This is a genomic window from Jilunia laotingensis, assembly GCF_014385165.1.
GTDB classification, from domain to species: Bacteria; Bacteroidota; Bacteroidia; order Bacteroidales; family Bacteroidaceae; genus Bacteroides; species Bacteroides laotingensis.
In genome coordinates this window covers 467,574-487,893 of the sequence record NZ_JACRTF010000001.1, presented here as the reverse complement: position 1 = coordinate 487,893, position 20,320 = coordinate 467,574, and the positions used below count along the sequence as shown (strand labels likewise).

The following is a 20,320-nucleotide window of genomic DNA, read 5'->3' as shown; positions in this document are numbered from 1 at the left end:
TTCATTTACAAAGGCACTGTTTGCAATTTGCAACTGTTATTTCCAAGTGCTTCTTCGACTCTATTAGTCAAATCTATAAATTGTTGTACTGAGAGTTGTTCGGGACGTTTGTTGAACAATTCATCCGCTGTCAACGGACACTCTTTTCCTAATATGGGTTTGATTGAATTGCGTAATGTTTTCCGGCGTTGGTTGAATGTGGCTTTTACAACTTGCTTAAATAGTTTTTCATCACATCCTAATACAGTTGTTTCGTTCCGTGTCATTCGTATGACGGCACTTTTCACTTTGGGAGGAGGATTGAAGACATGTTCGCTGACAGTGAAAAGGTATTCCACCCGGTACCATGCTTGTATCAGGACACTCAGAATGCCATAAGTCTTACTCCCCGGACCGGCCGCAATACGTTCGGCTACTTCTTTCTGAATCATACCGGTACAACAAGGAATCAAATCTCTGTTTTCAAGCATCTTGAAAAATATCTGGCTGGATATATTATATGGGTAGTTTCCTGTCAGGACGAATTGCTCTCCGTTGAATAAGCGGTGCAGATTCATTTTGAGGAAATCATCTTCTATGATATTGTCCTCCAGTGAAGGATAGGCTTCACGCAGATATGCCACCGATTCATAATCTACTTCTACGACTTTGACCGGACGATTTTTATTCACCAAAAATTGGGTAAGTACCCCCATTCCCGGTCCTACTTCTAAAATCGGAAGATCGGGGAAAGTGTCGACTGTGTCAGCAATGTCCTGCGCCACTTTAAGGTCTTTCAGGAAATGTTGGCCAAGAAACTTTTTAGGCTTTACTAATTTCATTTATCAACTAAATGGTTACTTTTGCACCCGACAAAGGTAATTCTTTTACTTGAAGAATGAAGAATTAAGAATGAAGAAACTAATAAAAAAGACTCTGAAACTCATTTTACCATTGGTTTTAGGAGGCTTTATTCTATTTTGGGTCTACCGGGACTTCGATTTTTCGAAAGCACGCGATGTTCTGTTACATGGCATTGACTGGTGGTGGATGTTGTTTTCACTTCTATTCGGTGTTTTCAGCCACATTTTTCGGGGTTGGCGTTGGAAACAAACCTTGGAACCCTTAGGAGCGCATCCCAAAGCAAGCGATTGTGTGAATGCCATCTTTGTTTCTTATGCCACCAATTTGGTATTGCCACGTGTGGGAGAGGTATCCCGTTGTGGCGTACTTGCCAGATATGACCATGTTTCTTTTTCAAAGTCTTTGGGGACGGTTGTTACGGAAAGATTGATCGATACCCTCTGTATGATTCTTATTACTGGTATCACATTCTTTTTGCAAATGCCTGTATTTTACACCTTTTTCGAGCAAACGGGCACGAAGATCCCTTCCATAATTCATTTGTTAATTTCCATTTGGTTCTACATAGTGCTGCTGTGTATCATTGGGGTACTGGTACTCCTGTATTATTTGGTGCGTACATTATCTTTTTTTGAAAAAATAAAGGGAATTGCAATTAATATGTATGAAGGGATCACATCTTTACGCAATGTGAAAAACATTCCGCTCTTCATCTTATATACAATGCTTATTTGGGTATGCTACTTTTTTCACTTCTATCTGACCTTTTTTTGTTTTGGATTTACAGATCATCTGGGTATAATGGCAGCTTTAGTCATGTTCGTTGGCGGTACGTTTGCTGTTATCGTCCCGACCCCTAATGGAGCGGGTCCGTGGCATTTTGCCATAATCTCCATGATGATGCTTTATGGAATAAATGCGACTGATGCAGGAATATTTGCCTTGATTGTGCATGGAATTCAAACCTTTTTAGTAGTTTTGTTGGGAATTTATGGTTTGGTGGCTTTGCCACTGACTCATAGACAACGAAAATAAGAACCTAAAAATTGATTCGTTATGAGCACAATCCTCTCTTTAGCTCCACAAAATGTGTGGAAACATTTTTATTCATTAACTCAGATTCCCCGTCCGTCGGGACATATGGAAAAAGTAACCGAATTCTTGCTTAACTTCGGAAAGAATCTTGGCTTGGAGTCGTTTGTAGACGAAGCCGGTAATGTGATTATCCGTAAGCCTGCTACTCCCGGTATGGAAAACCGTAAAGGTGTGATATTGCAGGCTCACATGGATATGGTGCCACAGAAAAACAATGATACGGTACATGATTTTGAAAAAGATCCTATAGAAACATATATTGATAGTGATTGGGTGAAAGCCAAAGGTACCACCCTAGGTGCGGACAACGGCTTGGGAGTAGCGGCTATTATGGCTGTTTTGGAAGCAAAAGACCTGAAACACGGACCATTGGAAGCTTTGATTACCAAAGATGAAGAAACAGGGATGTACGGTGCTTTCGGTTTGAAACCCGGAACGGTAAATGGAGAGATCTTGCTTAACCTTGATTCTGAAGATGAGGGTGAGTTGTATATTGGTTGTGCCGGTGGGATGGATGTTACTGCATCTCTTGAATATAAAGAGGTAGAACCCGATCCTTCTGATATTGCAATAAAAGTGACATTGAAAGGACTTCGTGGTGGACATTCAGGATTGGAAATCAATCAAGGACGTGCGAATGCCAACAAACTGATGGTGCGTTTTATACGTGAAGCGATTGCCAGTTATGAAGCTCGTTTAGCAAGTTGGGTAGGTGGAAACATGCGTAATGCAATTCCTCGTGAAGCAAATGCTATCATAACGATTCCTGCTGAGAATGAAGAAGAATTGATGGGGTTGGTAAAATACTGCGAAGATTTATTTAATGAAGAATATGCTACGATTGAAACTCCTATCAGCTTCAAAGCCGAAAGAGTCGAACTTCCTAAGGGTGAAGTTCCCGAGGAAATTCAGGACAATCTTATAGATGCTATATTCGCTTGTCAGAATGGAGTAATGCGAATGATTCCTACTGTTCCCGATACAGTAGAGACTTCTTCAAACCTTGCTATCATTACGATTGGTGGTGGTAAGGCTGACATAAAGATCCTGGCACGCAGTTCCAGTGATAGTATGAAAGAGTATCTGACAACGAGCCTTGAATGCTGTTTCAATATGGCAGGCATGAAGGTTGAAATGACAGGAGGTTATTCCGGTTGGCAACCGAATGTCGATTCTCCGATTCTTCATGCCATGAAAGAATCTTATAAGAAGCAATTTGGCGTTGAGCCTGCCGTGAAAGTGATCCATGCCGGTTTGGAATGTGGCATTATAGGTGCTATTATTCCGGGATTGGACATGATTTCTTTCGGTCCTACACTGCGTTCACCTCATTCACCGGATGAACGTGCGTATATTCCGACTGTACAAAAATTCTATGACTTCCTGGTAGCTACATTGGAGCAGACTCCGATGAAGTAACCTTTATAGGGTCGTCGAATAATCTACTTTTCAGGCATCGTATATAATCGATTTACTATTTTGCAATATACCTCAATAGTGAATTCGGTTATATACGATGTCTTTTCTTTTTCAGATTTGATAAAAAGATAACCTGTCTCCCGAGTTTTCCTCGAGGATAGAAGATGTAGCCGTATGCTTTGTGCAAATTCATGACATAAACGCGATTGTCATGTATTTGTAAAACCTTAGTTGTTTGTTTCCGCAATGAATCCATAACTTTGCAACCGGCCGGTGCAACGAAGCACTCCACCGCAAATGCCACTGTCATCTCGTGCTACTGTCATCGGGAGCAAGGAATTAGGTTTGTGGCAATTGCAGCGTCTAGGTAAGTGGTGAAATCTTTCAGTACTGACAATCGGTATCAGATTTATCCGTTCAATACTTTTTTATTAAAAAAAGTGCAATACTTTAAACTTTATTCTGTTTCTTTGTTCTTAATATTAAGTGACTTAAACTTTACGTGTATGAAAATGAAGCGGATTTTTATTATTGTATTGCTTGCTTTAGGCATGGTGCCTTGGGCAAAAGCGCAGACATTTGACAAATTATGGAAGCAGGTGGAGCAGGCTGAAAAGAAGAGTCTGCCACAGACTGTAATTCAATTGACAGACGAGATTTATAAGAAAGCCGAAACGGAGAAAAATACTCCGCAGATGTTGAAAGCCTATACGTGGCGTATGAAATACCGCGACATGCTGACTCCCGATAGTTTTTATGTGAATCTGAAAGGATTGGAACGATGGGAAGAAGGGACTGCAAAACCGATAGACCGGGCGATTTTGAACTCATTAATTGCGGGTATTTATGCTAATTATGCGTCAGATAACCGTTGGCAGATACGCCAGCGACCGGACATCATAGGAGAGGAACCTTCTGCCGATATACGAGAGTGGACGGGAAACATGTTCGTACAGCGGGTTATTCGATATACTACAAATGCTCTCAAGGACAAACAACTTTTGTTGGAGACTTCTTCCAAACATTATGTTCCGTTTGTTGAATTGGGAAATGCCAGTGAATACTACCACCATGATATGTATCATCTGCTGGGGAGCCGTGGTATCGATGCGTTGCAGCTTGTAGAGGGTATTGACAAAGATTCTTTGGTAAAAGCCGGCATAGAGAATATTTATCAGGGGATGTTGGATGCTTATAAGAAAACCGGAATGACGGATGGATATGTGCTTACTATGCTGGATTATCTCAGTTGGAAGCATAATACCGATCGTAATTTTGTCGTTTATAAAGCTCCGAAGGGTATGATCGGATTAACCCAAGACCCCTATCTGGCAGGATTGGATAAGCTGAAGGCTGAATTTGAGTCTTATGATATATGTGCGGAAGTTTATCTTGCAAAAGCACAGTATGCTGTTGAGAAACGACAGCAGGCGTCTGCTTTACTGCTTTGTGATGAGGCTATTAAGCAATATCCGGGCTATAAACGGATCAATCAATTGAAGAATCTGAAGTTGATGATTTTAAATCCCTCTCTCAATATTCGTACCGATCAAGTGATCTATCCCGGTGAAGATCTTAAATTGAATGTGAATCATAAGAATTTGGATGGGTTTACCGTTCGCCTCTATCAATCTAAAAAGCTGATTTCGCAGCAGCACTATTCGCTGCTTCGTCCTGGCAATTATCAGGAACAAGATACAGTCTTTACTTTCAAAGCACCGACGGAAGGAACATATAGGATGCGTGTTATTCCAGATGCTAAAGTCAAGGATGATGATGAAAGGGACCTATATGTCACTCGTTTCAAGGTATTGACGCTTCGTATTCCGGGTGATCGTTATGAGGTGGTAGCTCTTGACAACAGGAGTGGCCAACCCATTGAAGGTGCCACAATAACTTTGTATGATCGAGATAAGAAGAATCTGTCTGAATATATTACGAATGCCGAGGGAAAAGTGACGTTTACTTATCAACGTGATTATCGTAGTCTTGCAGCATCCAAAGGGAACGATACGGCAATGCCGCAACAGTTCATATATGGCGGTAATTACATTTATTATGATGATACAAAGCCTGCTGACTTTGTGAAACTGTTGACTGACCGTACTTTGTATCGTCCGGGGCAGAATGTATATGTGAAAGGTATAGCATATGAGCAAGGACTGGATACGGCACATGTAATTGCCAATCGTAATTATACGCTGACTTTGACCGATGCCAACAATCAGGAAGTAGGTAAAAAGGAACTTCGTACGAACGAGTTTGGTTCTTTCACTACAGAGTTTACATTGCCTTCCGCCTGTCTGAATGGTACATTTACTCTTTCTACCGAAAGAGGAAGGACCACCATACGGGTAGAGGAATATAAGCGTCCTACTTTCGATATAATCTTTGATAAATTAAATACCTCCTACAGCTTCGGTGATAAAGTAGAGCTAAAAGGTTCGGTAAAAACGTTCAGTGGAGTCGCATTACAGGATTTGCCGGTTAATTATACCGTTACCCGCTATCTTCGTTATGGCTGGAGAGGTGCCCAATTAGGAATGGAACCGCTTGCCTCGGGCAGTGTGCCACTGAATGACGATGGACAGTTTGCAATTCCGGTGATTTTGACCGGAGATAAAGATATGACTACCGGGTATTATGTTTTTCAGGTGGACGCTACAGTAACCAGTGTAGGCGGTGAGACGCAAACTTCCAGTTATTCATTAAGTGTGGGAAATCGATCGATGTTACTGGATGTTGAAATAGAGAGTCCGGTTTGCAAAGATGATTCCATCAAAGTGGATTTCAAAGCTTCTAATCTCGACGGACAACCTGTTAGGGTAGAAGGAAACTATAAACTCTATCCCATGTCGGAAGGTGAAAAAGAAGAAGAGGCGATCAAAGGAAATCCGGTACATACGGGAGTCTTTACTACAAACAAAGAGACGGCTCTCACTGGTTGGTCATCAATACCTTTCGGTAAATATCTGTTGGTAATGTCTGCAAAAGATGATCAGGGACGGGATGTCATCGAGAAAAAAGAACTCATACTCTTTTCAAAGAGCGATAAGCGTCCACCGGTGGATACGAATATTTGGTATTATGAAGAAAACTTGTCATTTGATGCTGGCCATCCGGCTGTGTTTTATTTCGGTACTTCCAAAGAAGATGCATTTGTGATGATGAACGTGTTCAGTGGCGGTAAAATGTTGGAAAGTAAGACACTCCGTCTGTCTGATGCCATTCAACGTTTTGAATACCCTTATAAAGAATCATATGGTAACGGATTGTCAGTTACCTTTTGTTTCGTCAAGGAAGGTTCGGTCTATCAACAGACAGTGATGATGGTAAAACGTTTGCCTGATAAGACGTTGACGATGAAATGGGATGTATTCCGTGATAAATTGCGTCCGGGACAGGAAGAAGAGTGGAAACTGACGATTAAAACTCCGCAAGGAGTACCGGCAGCAGCTGAAATGTTGGCAACGATGTATGATGCTTCTTTGGATAAGATATGGAAGCAGACCCAAGAACTGAAATTGTACTATAATCTATCAGTGCCTACCGTCAGTTGGCGAAATAGTTATTGGGACATAAACTATTTTAGTTATTGGTTCCCTTACAAAGCTTTTAAAGTAGATCCAATGCTATATGATCATTTTGTCGATCCTGTTGCGAGGGCAGAGTCACTGAGTATGGTTGCAAATGATGCAGTTTTCGATGGCTCAGCTTTATATGGTGCTTCATTGAGGAAGACGAATGGTGAGTTAAGAAGTCATGGTGCAAGTACCCGTATGCTTACTGGGATGGCCATGGCTGTTCCTAAGGCGGATGCAGTCTTCGAAGAAGAACTGGTAAGTGATGCCGGTGGTTCGGCACTTCCTGAGTCCACCGAGGACCTCCGTACCAATTTCGCAGAAACGGCTTTTTTCTATCCTCAACTTCGTACGAACGAACAGGGTGAAGTTGCTTTCTCGTTTACTGTTCCTCAGAGTCTGACTCGTTGGAATTTCCGTGGTTATGCACATACTCAAAATATGCTGACTGGTATGATCGATGGGCAGACAGTGACCAGTAAAGAGTTCATGCTGTCTCCCAACTTGCCACGTTTTGTCCGTGTAGGAGATAAAACATCCGTTGCTGCTTCGATTGCTAATTTAACGGGGAAAAGCATCTCCGGCACAGCCCGTTTTGTTCTTTTCGACCCTGTGACTGAGAAAGTGATTAGTACACAAAAACAGAAGTTTACTGTAGAAGCAGGTGGAACTACCGGAGTTAACTTCATGTTCGATGTAACGGATAAGTACGATGTACTCGGGTGCCGTATGATTGCCGATGGCGGTACATTCAGCGATGGCGAACAACATCTTTTACCCGTACTCAGCAATAAGGTAAATTTGGTTGAGACCGTCCCTATGCCGATCCGTGGAGAAGAGACACGTACCTTCACGCTCGATAGTTTGTTCAATCACCATAGCAAATCGGCTACGGACCGTAGCTTGACGATTGAGTTTACAGGCAATCCGGCTTGGTATGCCGTACAAGCATTGCCTTCATTGGATATGCCGGAGAATAACAATGCTATTTCATGGGCTGCTGCATTCTATGCTAACACATTGGCTTCATTCATTATGAATGCCCAGCCTCGTATCAAAGCCGTATTCGATAGCTGGAGACTACAAGGTGGTACAAAAGAAACTTTCTTGAGTAACTTGCAAAAGAATCAAGAAGTGAAAAACATACTATTGTCCGAATCTCCTTGGGTAATGGAAGCTAAGACAGAGGCCGAACAGAAGGAGCGCATTGCTACTTTGTTCGATTTGAATAACATCCGTAACAATAACATAACGGCATTAACCCGATTGAAAGAACTTCAACAATCCGATGGCTCATGGGCATGGTTCAAAGGAATGAACGGTAGTCGTTATATTACCGATTATGTGGCAGTATTGAATGCCCGCCTGGCTTTGCTGACCGGAAAACCTTTAGAGGGAGAAGCTTTGTCAATGCAACGTGCGGCATTCGGTTTCCTCAGTAAAGAAGCCGTTGAAGAATATAAGAATATTCTTAAAGCAGAGAAGAATGGAAATAAGGTGAACGGTCTTTCCCGCGAGGCATTGAATTATCTTTATCTCGTAGCCATTACCGGAGAGAAGGTTCCGGCAAATGCCCAAACAGCTTATAACTACTTCCTTTCAAAAGTTACAGGAATGTTGACCATCCGGTCGATGGCCGACAAGGCACTTGCTGCAATAGTTCTTGATAAGGCTGGTCATAAAAAAGAAGCACAGGAATTTGTCGCTTCATTGAAGCAATATCTGACGAAATCCGATGAGCAGGGAATGTTCTTCGCTTTCAATGAGAATCCCTATTCCTGGGGAGGCTTGCAGATTCCTGCCCATGTCGATGTAATGGAGGCTTTGGACCTCGTTGCCGGTGATAAAGCGACTGTGGAAGAGATGAAACTTTGGTTGTTGAAACAAAAGCAGACACAGGCTTGGGACTCTCCCGTTACTACAGCAGACGCTGTATATGCCTTGTTGCAAAGAGGTACAAGTTTGCTTACCAATCAAGGAGACGTGCGGATTACTATAGCGAATGAAGTATTGGAAACCTTATCACCAGCTAAGACTTCCGTTCCCGGCTTGGGATATATCAAAAAGACTTTCACTGAAAAGCAAGTTGTAGATGCCCGTAAGGTGACAGTGGAGAAACGTGATGCAGGTATCGCATGGGGTGCCGTGTATGCACAGTATCAGGAGAACATCGACCAAGTGAAACAGCAAGGCGGTGAATTAGACATAGAGAAAAAACTATATGTCGAAAGGCTGGTAAACAATGTCCGTCAATTACAGCCGATAACAGCCGATACAGAGCTTGCCATCGGTGATAAGGTTGTTTCCCGTCTAACGATCCGTTTGGACCGTGCCATGGATTTCATTCAACTGAAAGATCAACGTGGAGCCTGTTTCGAACCGATCGAACAGTTGTCCGGTTATCGCTGGAATAATGGTTTCGGATACTACGTCGATGTGAAAGATGCCTCTACTAACTTCTTCTTCGATGGTTTAGGCAAAGGTGTTTATGTATTGGAATACAGTTATCGTGTCAGTCGTGCCGGAACTTACGAAGCAGGATTGGCTACTATCCAAAGTGCATACGCTCCTGAATATGTATCACATTCGATGTCGATGAAAGTAAGAGTGGGAGGAAATTAGCAGGGAGAGTTAAGAAGGAAGAACGGAAAGTAAAGAGTGAGTTGCCTCATCATGGTGCAACTCACTCTTTACTTTTTGCCTGTTTACCCGAGGGATAGTTTTAATCTTTCCATGTAACCATTGTTACCGTTGCGCGCATCGAATTTCAATGCCAGTTCTTCAGCTTGATGGTAGAAATAATCTCTTAGTTGAGCCACTTTATAAATGCCCTTTTCATTATATAATGGGAAATCTATTGGTAATTCCAATTTCACTTCAGGCCGTGATTCATATTTCAATGCTTCGGTCATGTCACAACCGAACCGGTATTTCTTATATTTACTCGTTACCTCGTTCCAAGGAATACAACGCTCTAAGTATTCCCAACCACGTTGCGGATTGGTCATGAAATAATAGGTAATGAAATTTCCCAGATAAAGTATCAGGTATTCATGCTTTTCACGACCGACCAAAGCCTCCTCGGCACGTGAACACATATCGACCGCTATATCTGTCTTTCCTTCTTTCTGTGCATAGTATGCCAGTTTGAGATAAGCTCGTAAATTGGCTTCATAACAAGTGACTTGCCTGTTAATAAGTGGTTGAGCCCGGTGGTAAGCTTCTTCAAATTGACCGGTCTCCAAATAATAATCCAACAGGAAGTTTAATTCACAAGCGTCACAATCCATGTCATCCTGTCGTTCTTCCAGCATTTTGTCGGCATACTCTTTAGCTTTCTCATATTGGCGCATCCGTGTGTTTTGTACTGACAGCATGTGATAGTAGCAACGGGCGGAATAGCCGTTACGTAGGATTCGGGTCTTAAAATCCTCCGCAATAGCATCGAGTTGGGATGTAGGAACTTCAGGTAAGTCAAAAGCCGAGCCCCATATCCATTTATACTTCCACAGAATATCGTCTTCATTGATGAGGTCTTTGTGGTTCTCATAATCGTTCAATATTTGAGAAAATACCGCAATTTCTTCTTCATCTTGAGAAAACTGGTTCAACTCATAGATCAGATCGAGGCGCATTTCGACAGCCCACTCCACGTCATCGTTTTCATCGGCTATGCGGATAGCTTCTCTAAGTAAAGAAGCTTTTTCTCGTGGAGAAAGGTTGCCGTTCTCCACTTTGATCAGTCTTTTTTGTATTTCAAGTGTATACTTCATAAGGTTGCTTAATTGAGGAAGTTAATAAAATCATTCATTTTGGCAGACATCAGTTCGCAAAGCGAACGATTGAAAAGGTTCATCTCTTCATTGTTTACCGGATAACGCCCTTGCATCAGTGCCTGGACATAGAGGATGTGTACAATGTGCTTGAATAGTTTATTATCGGACTTTATTCTTAATAGCATTTGTATCATTTCGTTGTCGGCATTGAATGTCAGTGTAGGCGGAATCTGCTTTTGTGTAGTGATACTCCCGAGTACACCGAGTAACGGATTATTGGCGGCTTTCGTTTGGGTCTCTTTCTCTTCGGCAACGAAGATGACGGGAGTATCTACCGGAGTAAAATGCTTCAGACGGCAGATGCAACCGAAACTTTTCAATAGTTCGCTGGCTTGTTTTTCAAACGTTTTATGTTCTTCCGTAGCAACCACTTCAGTGAATTGTTCGAGAATACGGGCAGGGGAAACGGCTTCCAGTGTCAATTCGGGAAAAAGGAGAGATGCTTTCTTTAATAACGACTCGTCGAAGGTGTAGGCAGCATTGACAATCATCCATCCTTGCGCACCGGCTATGCGGCGTACCTGGCGGAAGTCTTCCAAATTGCGGGTATACCGGATTGTGCTTTCCGTAGAACGGATATTGCCGAAACTGCGTGTGCCTTTGCTTGTCTCGAACGGAAGATAATCGATGAAGAGCCGAAGCAGTTCATTGTCTTCGGATGCTATGGCTTTGATATGGAAAAAGTGGACATCCAGGATTCTATTGAATGTTTCACGGTCGTTTTCCACCAGCCTTTTCAGGTATTCTTTAATGGCAACTCCGATTTCTTTACGGGTATCTTTCAACAGATCGTTGTTTACAAAAGATTCTCTGGAAGCAGTAGAGACCAATCCGTCGGCATTGACCAGACAACGAATGAAGAAAGCCCAAGAGGGGAGAAGGTTGCAATCATTTTCGCTGAGCAACATTCGTTTAAGATAGACTTTGTGTGAATTTCCTGTTGAAAACTGGGTTCGGAACGGAAGAATATAAAACACACCGTTTACTTTACCATTTTCCGTGTGAATGCGGAAAGCATCGAGAGCAGATGACTGAAATACTTTCTTACCATGTTCAAGCAACTCGTTCCGCGTTGCTTTCGAATCGAGCCAGACCGGAGAAGGAGTATTCACCAGCTCTTCTTCATCCTGATGGTGCAAATAAATGGAATAGGGGAGTATTTGACCATAGTTACGAAGGATCTTCTTGAATGTTTCATATTCGAAAAGGTGAGTCCACTCCTTTTTCGGAACCAATATCACGCGTGAACCGATGGGCCACTCTTCTTCAGGAAGTGTTGTCTGGTAGGTTCCGTCCACTTTACCGCACCATCGAACAGGCTGTTTGCCCATTGCCGAACGGCTTTCCACCGTAATTTCATTGGTGACTACGAAACATGACAAGAGCCCGATCCCGAAACGTCCGATAAAATCGTTGGCGTCCGGTGTTTCACGTTTGGAACTTTCACCGATAATGGTCAGGAAGCGGTACACTTCCTCTTCTTTCAGCCCGATGCCATTGTCCTGAAAGACCATCGAACCGTCTTCCCGGAGGAATACATCGATACGTCCTGCATATTCTTCATCGATGTTGCGCAGGGCGGTAATCGCATCTGTACAGTTCTGCAAAAGTTCGCGGACAAAAGTGTTAGGGTTACTATATATATGTTCTGACAGCAGGGCAATCATCCCTTTTAGATTGACCTGAAACAGATTATTGTTTTCTCCTTCTCTCATCGTTTTCTTCTTCCTGTGATTTTCAATGCTTTTTCATTGCCGTTTTCAGCGGCCTTTTCAAACCATTCCATGGCCATGTCGTCGTTTTCATCCACACCGGTACCGGTCAGATAGGCATTTCCCAATTCGAATTGTGCTTTATCGCTATTGAGGTCGGCTGCTTTTTTTAACCATTGTACAGCGATTTCCGGATCGGGAGTACAACCTTCACCATACATCAACATTTTGCCCATGTAATAGTAAGAATGAATGTTTTCCCGTCCAGCGGCATCGTTAAACCAACGGAAAGCTTCTTGCAGATTTTGTTTTACCCCCACACCATTATAGTAGCAGAGAGCGGTACGGTACATTCCCATTGTATTCCCGCCATCGGCAGCCAATGTATAATATCTGAATGCTTCAGTTTCATTCTCTTCGACACCGATACCCATTTCATAGCATATGCCTATGCCTTCGTTGTAATATTCCTGTTTGGCAGCTTTCTGGTAATAATCGATGGCTTTTTCACTTTCATTCAGTTTGTCATAATCGTAGAGATAATAGTCCCCCAAACGGAGCATGGCAAGAGGATTGTTATTAGCTTCGGCTTTTTCATACCATTCTACCGCTTGTTTGTTATCTTCCATGCAAGGTCCATATCCGTAGAAATAATAGTCTCCCATTTTGAATTGGGCGTAGCTGTAATTCATATCAGCGGCTCTTTTCATAAATTCCACGGCTTTGTGCGGATTCTCTTCAACTCCGATACCGTTTTCATATGCCAATCCTAATTCTGTGATACAACGCGGCTCATTTTCTTCCGCTCCTTTCTGGAACCATTCCAAAGCTTTATCGGGATTTTCTTCTATGCCATAACCGACTTTATAACACTTTCCGAGGAAAAACATGGCATCCGAATCACCGGCTTCCGCTGCTTTCGTATACCATTTCGCTCCCTCTTCCGGTTGGGCATCACCCAGAATGCCTTCACTTAAGTAATAACCTACGCGAAACATGCCATACGGATATTCCTGTACTGCTGCCTTCTTGAATAACTCGAAAGCCTGTTGGTAACTTTGTTCATTTTCCTGGAGAAATCCCAATTCCACCAGTGCATAAGGAGCATTTTGTTCAGCGGCCTTTTCATAATATTCTTTTGATTTGACCGGATCGGTTACACCGGCATAGCCATTCGCCAAGTAAAGGGCGGCACGGCAAAGGCCGCTGGTATCTTCTCTTTCTGCTGCCTTTTCGAAATATTCAAATGCTTTTTGGTAATCGGGGGCTTCGGTGAAGATGGAGTTTTCGTACATCCATCCGATACGGTAGGCTGCTTCTCCCGAACCGAGTTCTGAAGCTTTGAGCAGTAACTCATGAGAACGCTCGACGTTCTTTTCCACCAGCTCGCCATTGAAATAGACCATCGCGAGACTAACAATGCCTTGTGCATAGCCATCTTCCACACAGCGTTGCAGACAATACAATCCTCTTTCTATGTTTTGGTAGTTCTCATTATAAAGATAGATTAATGCCAATTCATAAGCACTGTAAGATTCGCAGTACAACATTCCTTTTTCCAGCCACTCGATAGCTTTCGGATAATTCGTCCATGGATCGTCTTGATAATTATAGCCCAGAAAGTTGGCCGCTGACCATACTCCTGCATGCCAGGCCCCTTCCCAAAGTCTCAAGGCGTCTTCCGGCTTCTTGCCCAATTCGGGATAGCGGAAATAAAGTATTGCCAAATGTTTCTGCACATAGAAATTGGGGACCACCTGCAATGCCTTTTCATACCAGGTTGCTTGTTCGGTGATCTTCGTATTGTCATAATTCAGGTCATCTCCGATAGCTGCATATATATTAGCTCTCATTTTGGCTCCCTCCGGCAATTCTTGCAATAACTCTTGTCTTAAAGTCATGGCTTTGTCGGGGTTGCCGGAAATGCTTTCCATGCAGGCACGGTAGAACTTCTTCCATAAGAGACCTTCGGGAGAGGTTATCTGTTCGAAAAGCCGTTCGGCTTCTTCATGATCTTCTTTGCACAGATAACCGATATAGTGCCAGTAGGCTACAGTGGCTTGTGCCTCCGTATCACCCATTTCTGCTGCCTTTTCATAATAAGGTAGCAGCAGGTTGATGTTTCGTACTCCATACCGTGCTTCTGCATATTGCGAACCTTTCTGTGACCATCCTACTCCGTCAAATTCCGCTACCCGGTCACAGGTTTCTTGTACTTTTTCCCACCAAAAAGCATAATCTTCTTCGTTAAGGTCTACTTCTACATTGCAATCGTAGGCACTGAATATGAGTCGGAAGAATTCTGCTGTCTTTCGTTTATCCGCGAGGTTGTCTAAGGCATATTCGCAGACAGCAAGTGATTCCCACCATTTTTCCGGAATCATTAGTATGTCATGATTGTATTGCTTAAACCATTCTTCTGCCGGTTTTCCGGACGCTTTTACTAGCTTTAGAAGTTTTTCATATAGGTCTTTTACTGTTTCCATAATAGTTTATTGTGATTTTACTGCTGCAATGTACTAATTCTGTAGGAGTACCCCAAAAAGATAAAAGAAAAAAAGTATAAAAAATAACTTTTACCCACGAATAGGCAACACTTTGCCTACCCGTTGGCAAGGTGTTGCCTGCTCGATGACATTGTGGTGCCAAGGTGTTGGCATCGAATGGCATAAAAAAGAATTAATTGCTTATGAGAACAGGTCGTTCAATGCTTCACTCATACTGGGGTGTGTGAAAATGAAATCACGCAGGAATGTATAATCCTGACCGGTCTTCATGGCGATGGCAACCGAATTTATCACTTCGCTTGAATCGGGTGCAAACAGTGTACATCCGAGAATTTTCCCCGTGTTTTTATCAATCACAGCCTTCAGTAGTCCGTCGGTCTCTCCCAAAGTTTTTGCTCTTGGAATGGCCGTGACGGGTAATTTCTTCACGATAATATCCCGATTCTGTTTTAGCGCGTCCGTTTCGTTCAGACCGATTCTTGATAACGGTGGATCAATAAAGACGGCATAGCTGACCGGTTCGCGGTCTGTTGTTTTCCGGTTTTTATCTCCGAACATATCCTCACGGATGATCCGGTAATCGTCCAATGAAATGTAAGTAAATTGCAAACCGCCTTTTACATCTCCTACGGCACGGATATGAGGATTGGTCGTGACTAAATGCTCGTCCACGATGACAGCACCCCGTTCGTTCAGCTTCACTCCGGCGGCTTCTGCATTGAGGCCTTCGGTGTTAGGCTTGCGTCCGGTAGCCAATAGGACGGCTTCTGCTTCCAGTTCCGATTCTTTGTCCGATTGGGCATCTGTTACGGTGATTATTGCTTCATGTCCCGTATGCTTAATGGATTGTACCTTGGTATTCATCCTGAATTCAATGCCTTTTTTCTCTAGAGCGTCTTTTACGCTTGCCGCTATATCTCTGTCTTCGCGAGGTATCAATTCGGGATAACTTTCGAGAACCGTTACTTTCGAGCCGAAGGATGCAAACATGGAAGCAAATTCCAGTCCGATATATCCGCCTCCGACAATGACCAGCCGACGAGGGAGCGATGTAAGTTCCATAATCGATGTACTGGTGTATACGAAAGGATTGCCATTGATTCCTTCGATTGGAGGAATAACCGTTTCTGCGCCTGTGTTGATTATGATGTTATCTGACTTGAGCAGAATGTCTTCATTGGTGGTATGTACCGACACGGTATCGGGTGAAACGAAAGAGCCCGTGCCTGTATAAACTGTAACATTGGGATGATCTGCCAGATTATGGTAGTTTTTATTTCTCAATGCGCTTGTCACAGCGTCTTTCATCGCTATGGCCTGACGAAAAAACGTATCTTTCTCGGCAAAAGATGCTTCCCTCATCCCCGCAGCTATTTTCGCCTGGTGTACCAATGTTTTGGTGGGAATGCAGCCGATATTGATACATGTACCTCCATACATCATGTCCGATCGTTCGATGATTGCGACATTTTGTCCACGTTTTGCGAACTCGGCTGCAAGAGTTTTACCTCCTTTGCCAAAACCGATAACAATGACATCATACTCTTTCATACTTGTTTATTTTTAATTATTCCATTATTCTTGGTTGAACGTTTGATTGATGATGCAAATTACGGGATTTTTCTCCTCACCGTAAATGGCCAATTGGCCGGAGATGTTGGCAATTAATCCTGTTTTTCCCTTTTGCGGTATTCAGAGATGCTCTCTTTTGTCATTTTCTTGAAGAAACGGCTGAAAGCCGCGATGTCGTCAAACCCCAGAATGCCGCTGATTTCTTTAGCACTTTTGTTCGTGTACAGAAGCAGTCGTTTTGCTTCAGCTTCTACACGTTCGTGGATGATTCGTAACGGGGTGGGTAATCCATATTCGGCAAAAAGATTGGAAATGGTTTTGGGAGAACGGTATAAAAGTTCCGCATAATCCTGCACCTGCTTCTTCTCTTTATAATGCTGATCCACCAATACGTAAAATTGGCGTACGATATCAAAGCTCTTTTCTTTCTCCTCACTTATCGAGAATCTTTCACGGGCAATGCGTGTGCAGGTGATGATGAACCGTTTGAGGACGATGCGCAACATCTCTTCCTGGAGATTATCCTTGATGACACATTCATCCATGAAAATGTCTGAAATGCTATGTAGCTTCTTCGATTGGTCCGGAGTCAGATTTATTCGCATGATATCGGAAGAGCCGTGAAACAAGAAGCCGTTGCACGAAACCTCATTGTCGTGCCCATAGATGCAATAGAAATTGCTGTTGAATACCAGGCTCAGGTATTTTCCGTTCACCTCTTTTATATCTATATGGTGTAATGGGGTTAAGGAGATGATTTCATCTTTTTCCAGCCGCATGAGAACGTGGTCTATTTCGATTGCCAAGGTTCCTTCTTGTACCCATATAAACTTGTATAGGGTCTTGTTCTGCATTAACGCTTTGTTTTCGTGGAAGGCGGTAGTCATTGCCACGTTGCCGTTGAGGCGGGTATTCAGGTTATAGTCCATAGATGATAATTGTTTGTTCACAAAATTAAATTAAAAAAAGATAGGAAGATGGTTAAGCCCTATCCTTTTCGACTGTTTTATAACTAATTAATCATTGCGCAAAGATAGAACTCTGTCAAAAGCCACAAGATGGCTATTTCACCGGATAAGTTGGCAATTATACCTGAGGAAGCCGGAATGTCCGGATAGAGTTTCATGCAAAGAGCTTATTTCGGGATAAATGGCAAACTATGGCTGAATAATAGCCATTTATAAGGAGCTTCTTTCCCCCTACCTTTGCAACATGTTTGATAAACAAACTAGAAAAAAAGTCGTTATATAATCAATGTAGACCGAGCGTATGAAAAAGAGTTTATTATTTATTGTAGTATTGCTGATGTCGGGAACGATGTTGGCACAAAATGGAGGAACAAAAATGAAGAAGTATGCCAATCAGTTGCCAAACGGAAGTAGAGGTGATGTGCAGGTTGCCTATCAAGGTAAGTCCATCGACCAAATGATTTACGAATTTATGGAGGAAAAGGGTATTCCCGGTATGACACTTGCCATTGTGCAGGCTCCTTACATTCCGCGTGTCGTGGGATATGGGTTGACGGATATCGAAAATGAAAACTTGGCTTCTGTGAAGACCTTGTGGCCTATCGGGCCGATTTCGCAAGGATTTGCCGCTGTAGCCGCTATGCAACTCTATGAAAAAGGAAAGCTGGATATTTATATGCCCATCGGTAAATATTTGAAAGATGTTCCTGCCCTCTGGAAAGACGTTACCGTGTTCGAATTGATGCAGCATAGCACGGGTATTGCCGACTATCGTGATCAGAAAGGCTTTGATGCCTCAAAGCCCTATACCCCTGAACAGTTGATTGCTACCGTTGAGGCCATTCCATTGGCTTTTGAACCGGGTACGGATGTGAAACAAAGCGCAACAAACTTTTTATTGCTTGCCTCGATCGTCGAAGCTGTTGCCAAGATGCCATATAAAGACTTTGTGAAGAAAAACCAGATAGATTATCTCGGGTTGACCGAGACGTATTTCGGAGAAGATTTGCCGAAAGTCAAACAAGAAAAGGTTGCTGTCGGAAATGTCCACGAACTTTTCAAACATGATAAGGACTATATCGATGCAGCGGAAACTTCGACCGGTTATCAGGAGAAGGATGGAAAATTGACGGCAGTCGCTCCGTTGAATGGTTCGGCAATGAAAGGATTCTCTGATATATGGGCTTCGGCAGAAAATGTCAGCCATTGGGATATAGCCCTGGCAGGTAGTGTGTTGATAGCAAAACCTGAAAACCGGGCGTTGATTTATGCTCCCACCAAATTGGTTAACGGGAAGGTCGTGCCGGCCATGGCCGGATGGCAATTTTACAATCATAAAGGGTTGATGGATATTAAGGGAAACGCTCCCGGACATTCTGCTTTCCTTAGCCGCTTTACAGATGCCTCCGAATTAGTTTGTGTCACCTTACTTGCCAACAAGGAGGGAGTTGATCTGACGAATCTCGCCCGTAGGATTGCCGCGTCATTCGATGGGGATAAAATGGGAACCGGGGCAAACGACGGACTGCTATATACTTACGAAAGCCAGTTCAGTGTTCCGGAAACAATGGCAAGGCTGGAAAAGAATATAAAAGCCGCTGGTATTCCGGTGTTTGCCAAATTCGACCACGGGAAGAATGCCGAGGAGGTAGGATTGGAATTGCGTCCGAATCAGGTGATTGTTTTCGGCTCACCCAAGGTTGGAACGAAACTGATGCAGGATAATCCGAGCATTTCCATCGAATTGCCTCTTAAAATTTCCGTATGGGAAGATAAAAACGGCAGTGTATGGCTTACTTTCCCACAAATGGCCCAACTGGGCACGGATTACAATATGCAGGGCAGTCCGGTCATTGAAAATATGCAAGGCTTGCTTGAAAAGCTTGTTGTGAAGTCGGGAAGTGCTTACTAATGAATGCTTGGTGGCAGAGAAAACAATCTTCTCTTCGTAGCCTTCGCGTCTCTTCCCGGTGAGATGGCATGTGAAACATCCCCATGTCTCGCAGTGAAACATGGGGATGTCTGCATGTCAGACATGGGGGTGTTTCACTGTTAAACATGGGGATGTTTAACGTGGAAGGATTACGGGAAGAAGAGGAAAGGATTCAATGTAAGGCTGTCTCCCTTTAAAGGATGGGCAATATCTCTTCCGCGCGATCCACAATGTATGCCGGGTGGAAACTTTCCAATTCGGCACGCGGGCGGAAACCGTAAGTGACTCCGCAGGCCGTAACTCCTGCATTCAAGGCGGTTTGCATATCTACTCCCGAGTCGCCCACATAAAGCACGTCTTTCTTTTCTACGGAGGTGATCTGCAAGATATCTTCTACAATCGTGGGGTCGGGTTTTACCTTGATGCCTTCACGTTGACCGAATACGGCAACGAAACGTATTTCCGGGAAGTAATGGCGGATTAGTTTTTCTGTTGCCGCTTGGTATTTGTTGGAAGCCACTGCAACTTGAATCCCTTTTTCCTGCAATTGTTTCAGCAAATCGGGAATACCCGGATAAGGCCGGCTTTCGTCCGCATTGTGAACATCGTAGTAGGGAATGAATTCATTACGGACACGCAGCACGTTTTCTTCACTCTTTTCTCCTTCGGGCAGTGCGCGCTCAAAGAGTTTATTGATCCCGTTGCCTACCATAAAATTGTACTTATCCACTTCATGCGTGGGATACCCTAAACGGGATAAGGCATGGTTGGTACTTTGGGCGAGGTCGGCAATCGTATTCAGCAATGTCCCGTCCAAATCGAATATAACAAGTTTCTTCATTGGTGATCTGTTT

The 20,320-nt window shown here is 43.3% G+C and carries 11 protein-coding genes; 4 read left to right on the top strand and 7 right to left on the bottom strand.

What is annotated here, in order from left to right; genetic code table 11:
• Positions 1–5: 5 nt before the first annotated feature.
• Entirely contained in the window at positions 6–821 is an 816-nt protein-coding gene (rsmA, locus tag H8744_RS02000) for a 16S rRNA (adenine(1518)-N(6)/adenine(1519)-N(6))-dimethyltransferase RsmA (protein WP_262433245.1), read from the bottom strand.
• A gap of 70 nt (positions 822–891) precedes the next feature.
• On the opposite strand from rsmA, the gene H8744_RS01995 reads away from it, so the two are divergent.
• The 3 genes from H8744_RS01995 (at position 892) to H8744_RS01985 (ending at position 9,560) form a co-directional block, all read left to right on the top strand.
• Positions 892–1,878, top strand: a complete 987-nt coding sequence (locus H8744_RS01995) for a lysylphosphatidylglycerol synthase transmembrane domain-containing protein (protein ID WP_262433244.1) — start codon at positions 892–894, stop codon at positions 1,876–1,878.
• A 21-nt stretch (positions 1,879–1,899) separates the two neighbouring features.
• Positions 1,900–3,357: an aminoacyl-histidine dipeptidase gene (locus H8744_RS01990; RefSeq protein WP_262433243.1), complete on the top strand. Its 1,458-nt coding sequence runs from the start codon at positions 1,900–1,902 to the stop codon at positions 3,355–3,357.
• 506 nt (positions 3,358–3,863) lie between these two features.
• Positions 3,864–9,560, top strand: a complete 5,697-nt coding sequence (locus tag H8744_RS01985) for an alpha-2-macroglobulin family protein (protein WP_262433242.1) — start codon at positions 3,864–3,866, stop codon at positions 9,558–9,560.
• Between the two features lie 83 nt (positions 9,561–9,643).
• On the opposite strand, the gene H8744_RS01980 is transcribed toward H8744_RS01985, so the two are convergent.
• The 5 genes from H8744_RS01980 to H8744_RS01960 form a co-directional block, all read right to left on the bottom strand.
• Positions 9,644–10,711: a tetratricopeptide repeat protein gene (locus tag H8744_RS01980; protein ID WP_262433241.1), complete on the bottom strand. Its 1,068-nt coding sequence runs from the start codon at positions 10,709–10,711 to the stop codon at positions 9,644–9,646.
• Between the two features lie 8 nt (positions 10,712–10,719).
• Positions 10,720–12,489 (bottom strand): HSP90 family protein, encoded by a 1,770-nt coding sequence (locus H8744_RS01975; RefSeq protein ID WP_262433240.1) that lies wholly within the window; start codon positions 12,487–12,489, stop codon positions 10,720–10,722.
• Positions 12,486–14,972 (bottom strand): SEL1-like repeat protein, encoded by a 2,487-nt coding sequence (locus H8744_RS01970; RefSeq protein WP_262433239.1) that lies wholly within the window; start codon positions 14,970–14,972, stop codon positions 12,486–12,488. Before H8744_RS01970 ends, H8744_RS01975 begins: the two co-directional genes overlap by 4 nt.
• 201 nt (positions 14,973–15,173) lie before the next feature.
• On the bottom strand, positions 15,174–16,544 hold the full coding sequence (locus H8744_RS01965) for an FAD-dependent oxidoreductase (protein WP_262433238.1): 1,371 nt from the start codon (positions 16,542–16,544) through the stop codon (positions 15,174–15,176).
• A 113-nt stretch (positions 16,545–16,657) separates the two neighbouring features.
• Positions 16,658–17,494: an AraC family transcriptional regulator gene (locus H8744_RS01960; RefSeq protein ID WP_262433237.1), complete on the bottom strand. Its 837-nt coding sequence runs from the start codon at positions 17,492–17,494 to the stop codon at positions 16,658–16,660.
• A gap of 340 nt (positions 17,495–17,834) precedes the next feature.
• On the opposite strand from H8744_RS01960, the gene H8744_RS01955 reads away from it, so the two are divergent.
• A complete protein-coding gene (locus tag H8744_RS01955) occupies positions 17,835–19,445 on the top strand; it encodes a serine hydrolase (protein ID WP_262433236.1) in 1,611 nt (536 codons plus the stop codon).
• 214 nt (positions 19,446–19,659) lie between these two features.
• Here H8744_RS01955 and H8744_RS01950 read toward each other — a convergent pair whose 3' ends face one another.
• A complete protein-coding gene (locus H8744_RS01950) occupies positions 19,660–20,307 on the bottom strand; it encodes an HAD family hydrolase (RefSeq protein WP_262433235.1) in 648 nt (215 codons plus the stop codon).
• Between the last annotated feature and the right edge of the window lie 13 nt (positions 20,308–20,320).

Excerpts from the sequence above, each read along its gene's own strand:
- rsmA (WP_262433245.1), bottom strand. The coding sequence starts at position 821 with ATGAAATTAGTAAAGCCTAAAAAGTTTCTTGGCCAACATTTCCTGAAA.
- H8744_RS01995 (WP_262433244.1), top strand. The coding sequence starts at position 892 with ATGAAGAAACTAATAAAAAAGACTCTGAAACTCATTTTACCATTGGTT.
- H8744_RS01990 (WP_262433243.1), top strand. The coding sequence starts at position 1,900 with ATGAGCACAATCCTCTCTTTAGCTCCACAAAATGTGTGGAAACATTTT.
- H8744_RS01985 (WP_262433242.1), top strand. The coding sequence starts at position 3,864 with ATGAAAATGAAGCGGATTTTTATTATTGTATTGCTTGCTTTAGGCATG.
- H8744_RS01980 (WP_262433241.1), bottom strand. The coding sequence starts at position 10,711 with ATGAAGTATACACTTGAAATACAAAAAAGACTGATCAAAGTGGAGAAC.
- H8744_RS01975 (WP_262433240.1), bottom strand. The coding sequence starts at position 12,489 with ATGAGAGAAGGAGAAAACAATAATCTGTTTCAGGTCAATCTAAAAGGG.
- H8744_RS01970 (WP_262433239.1), bottom strand. The coding sequence starts at position 14,972 with ATGGAAACAGTAAAAGACCTATATGAAAAACTTCTAAAGCTAGTAAAA.
- H8744_RS01965 (WP_262433238.1), bottom strand. The coding sequence starts at position 16,544 with ATGAAAGAGTATGATGTCATTGTTATCGGTTTTGGCAAAGGAGGTAAA.
- H8744_RS01960 (WP_262433237.1), bottom strand. The coding sequence starts at position 17,494 with ATGGACTATAACCTGAATACCCGCCTCAACGGCAACGTGGCAATGACT.
- H8744_RS01955 (WP_262433236.1), top strand. The coding sequence starts at position 17,835 with ATGAAAAAGAGTTTATTATTTATTGTAGTATTGCTGATGTCGGGAACG.
- H8744_RS01950 (WP_262433235.1), bottom strand. The coding sequence starts at position 20,307 with ATGAAGAAACTTGTTATATTCGATTTGGACGGGACATTGCTGAATACG.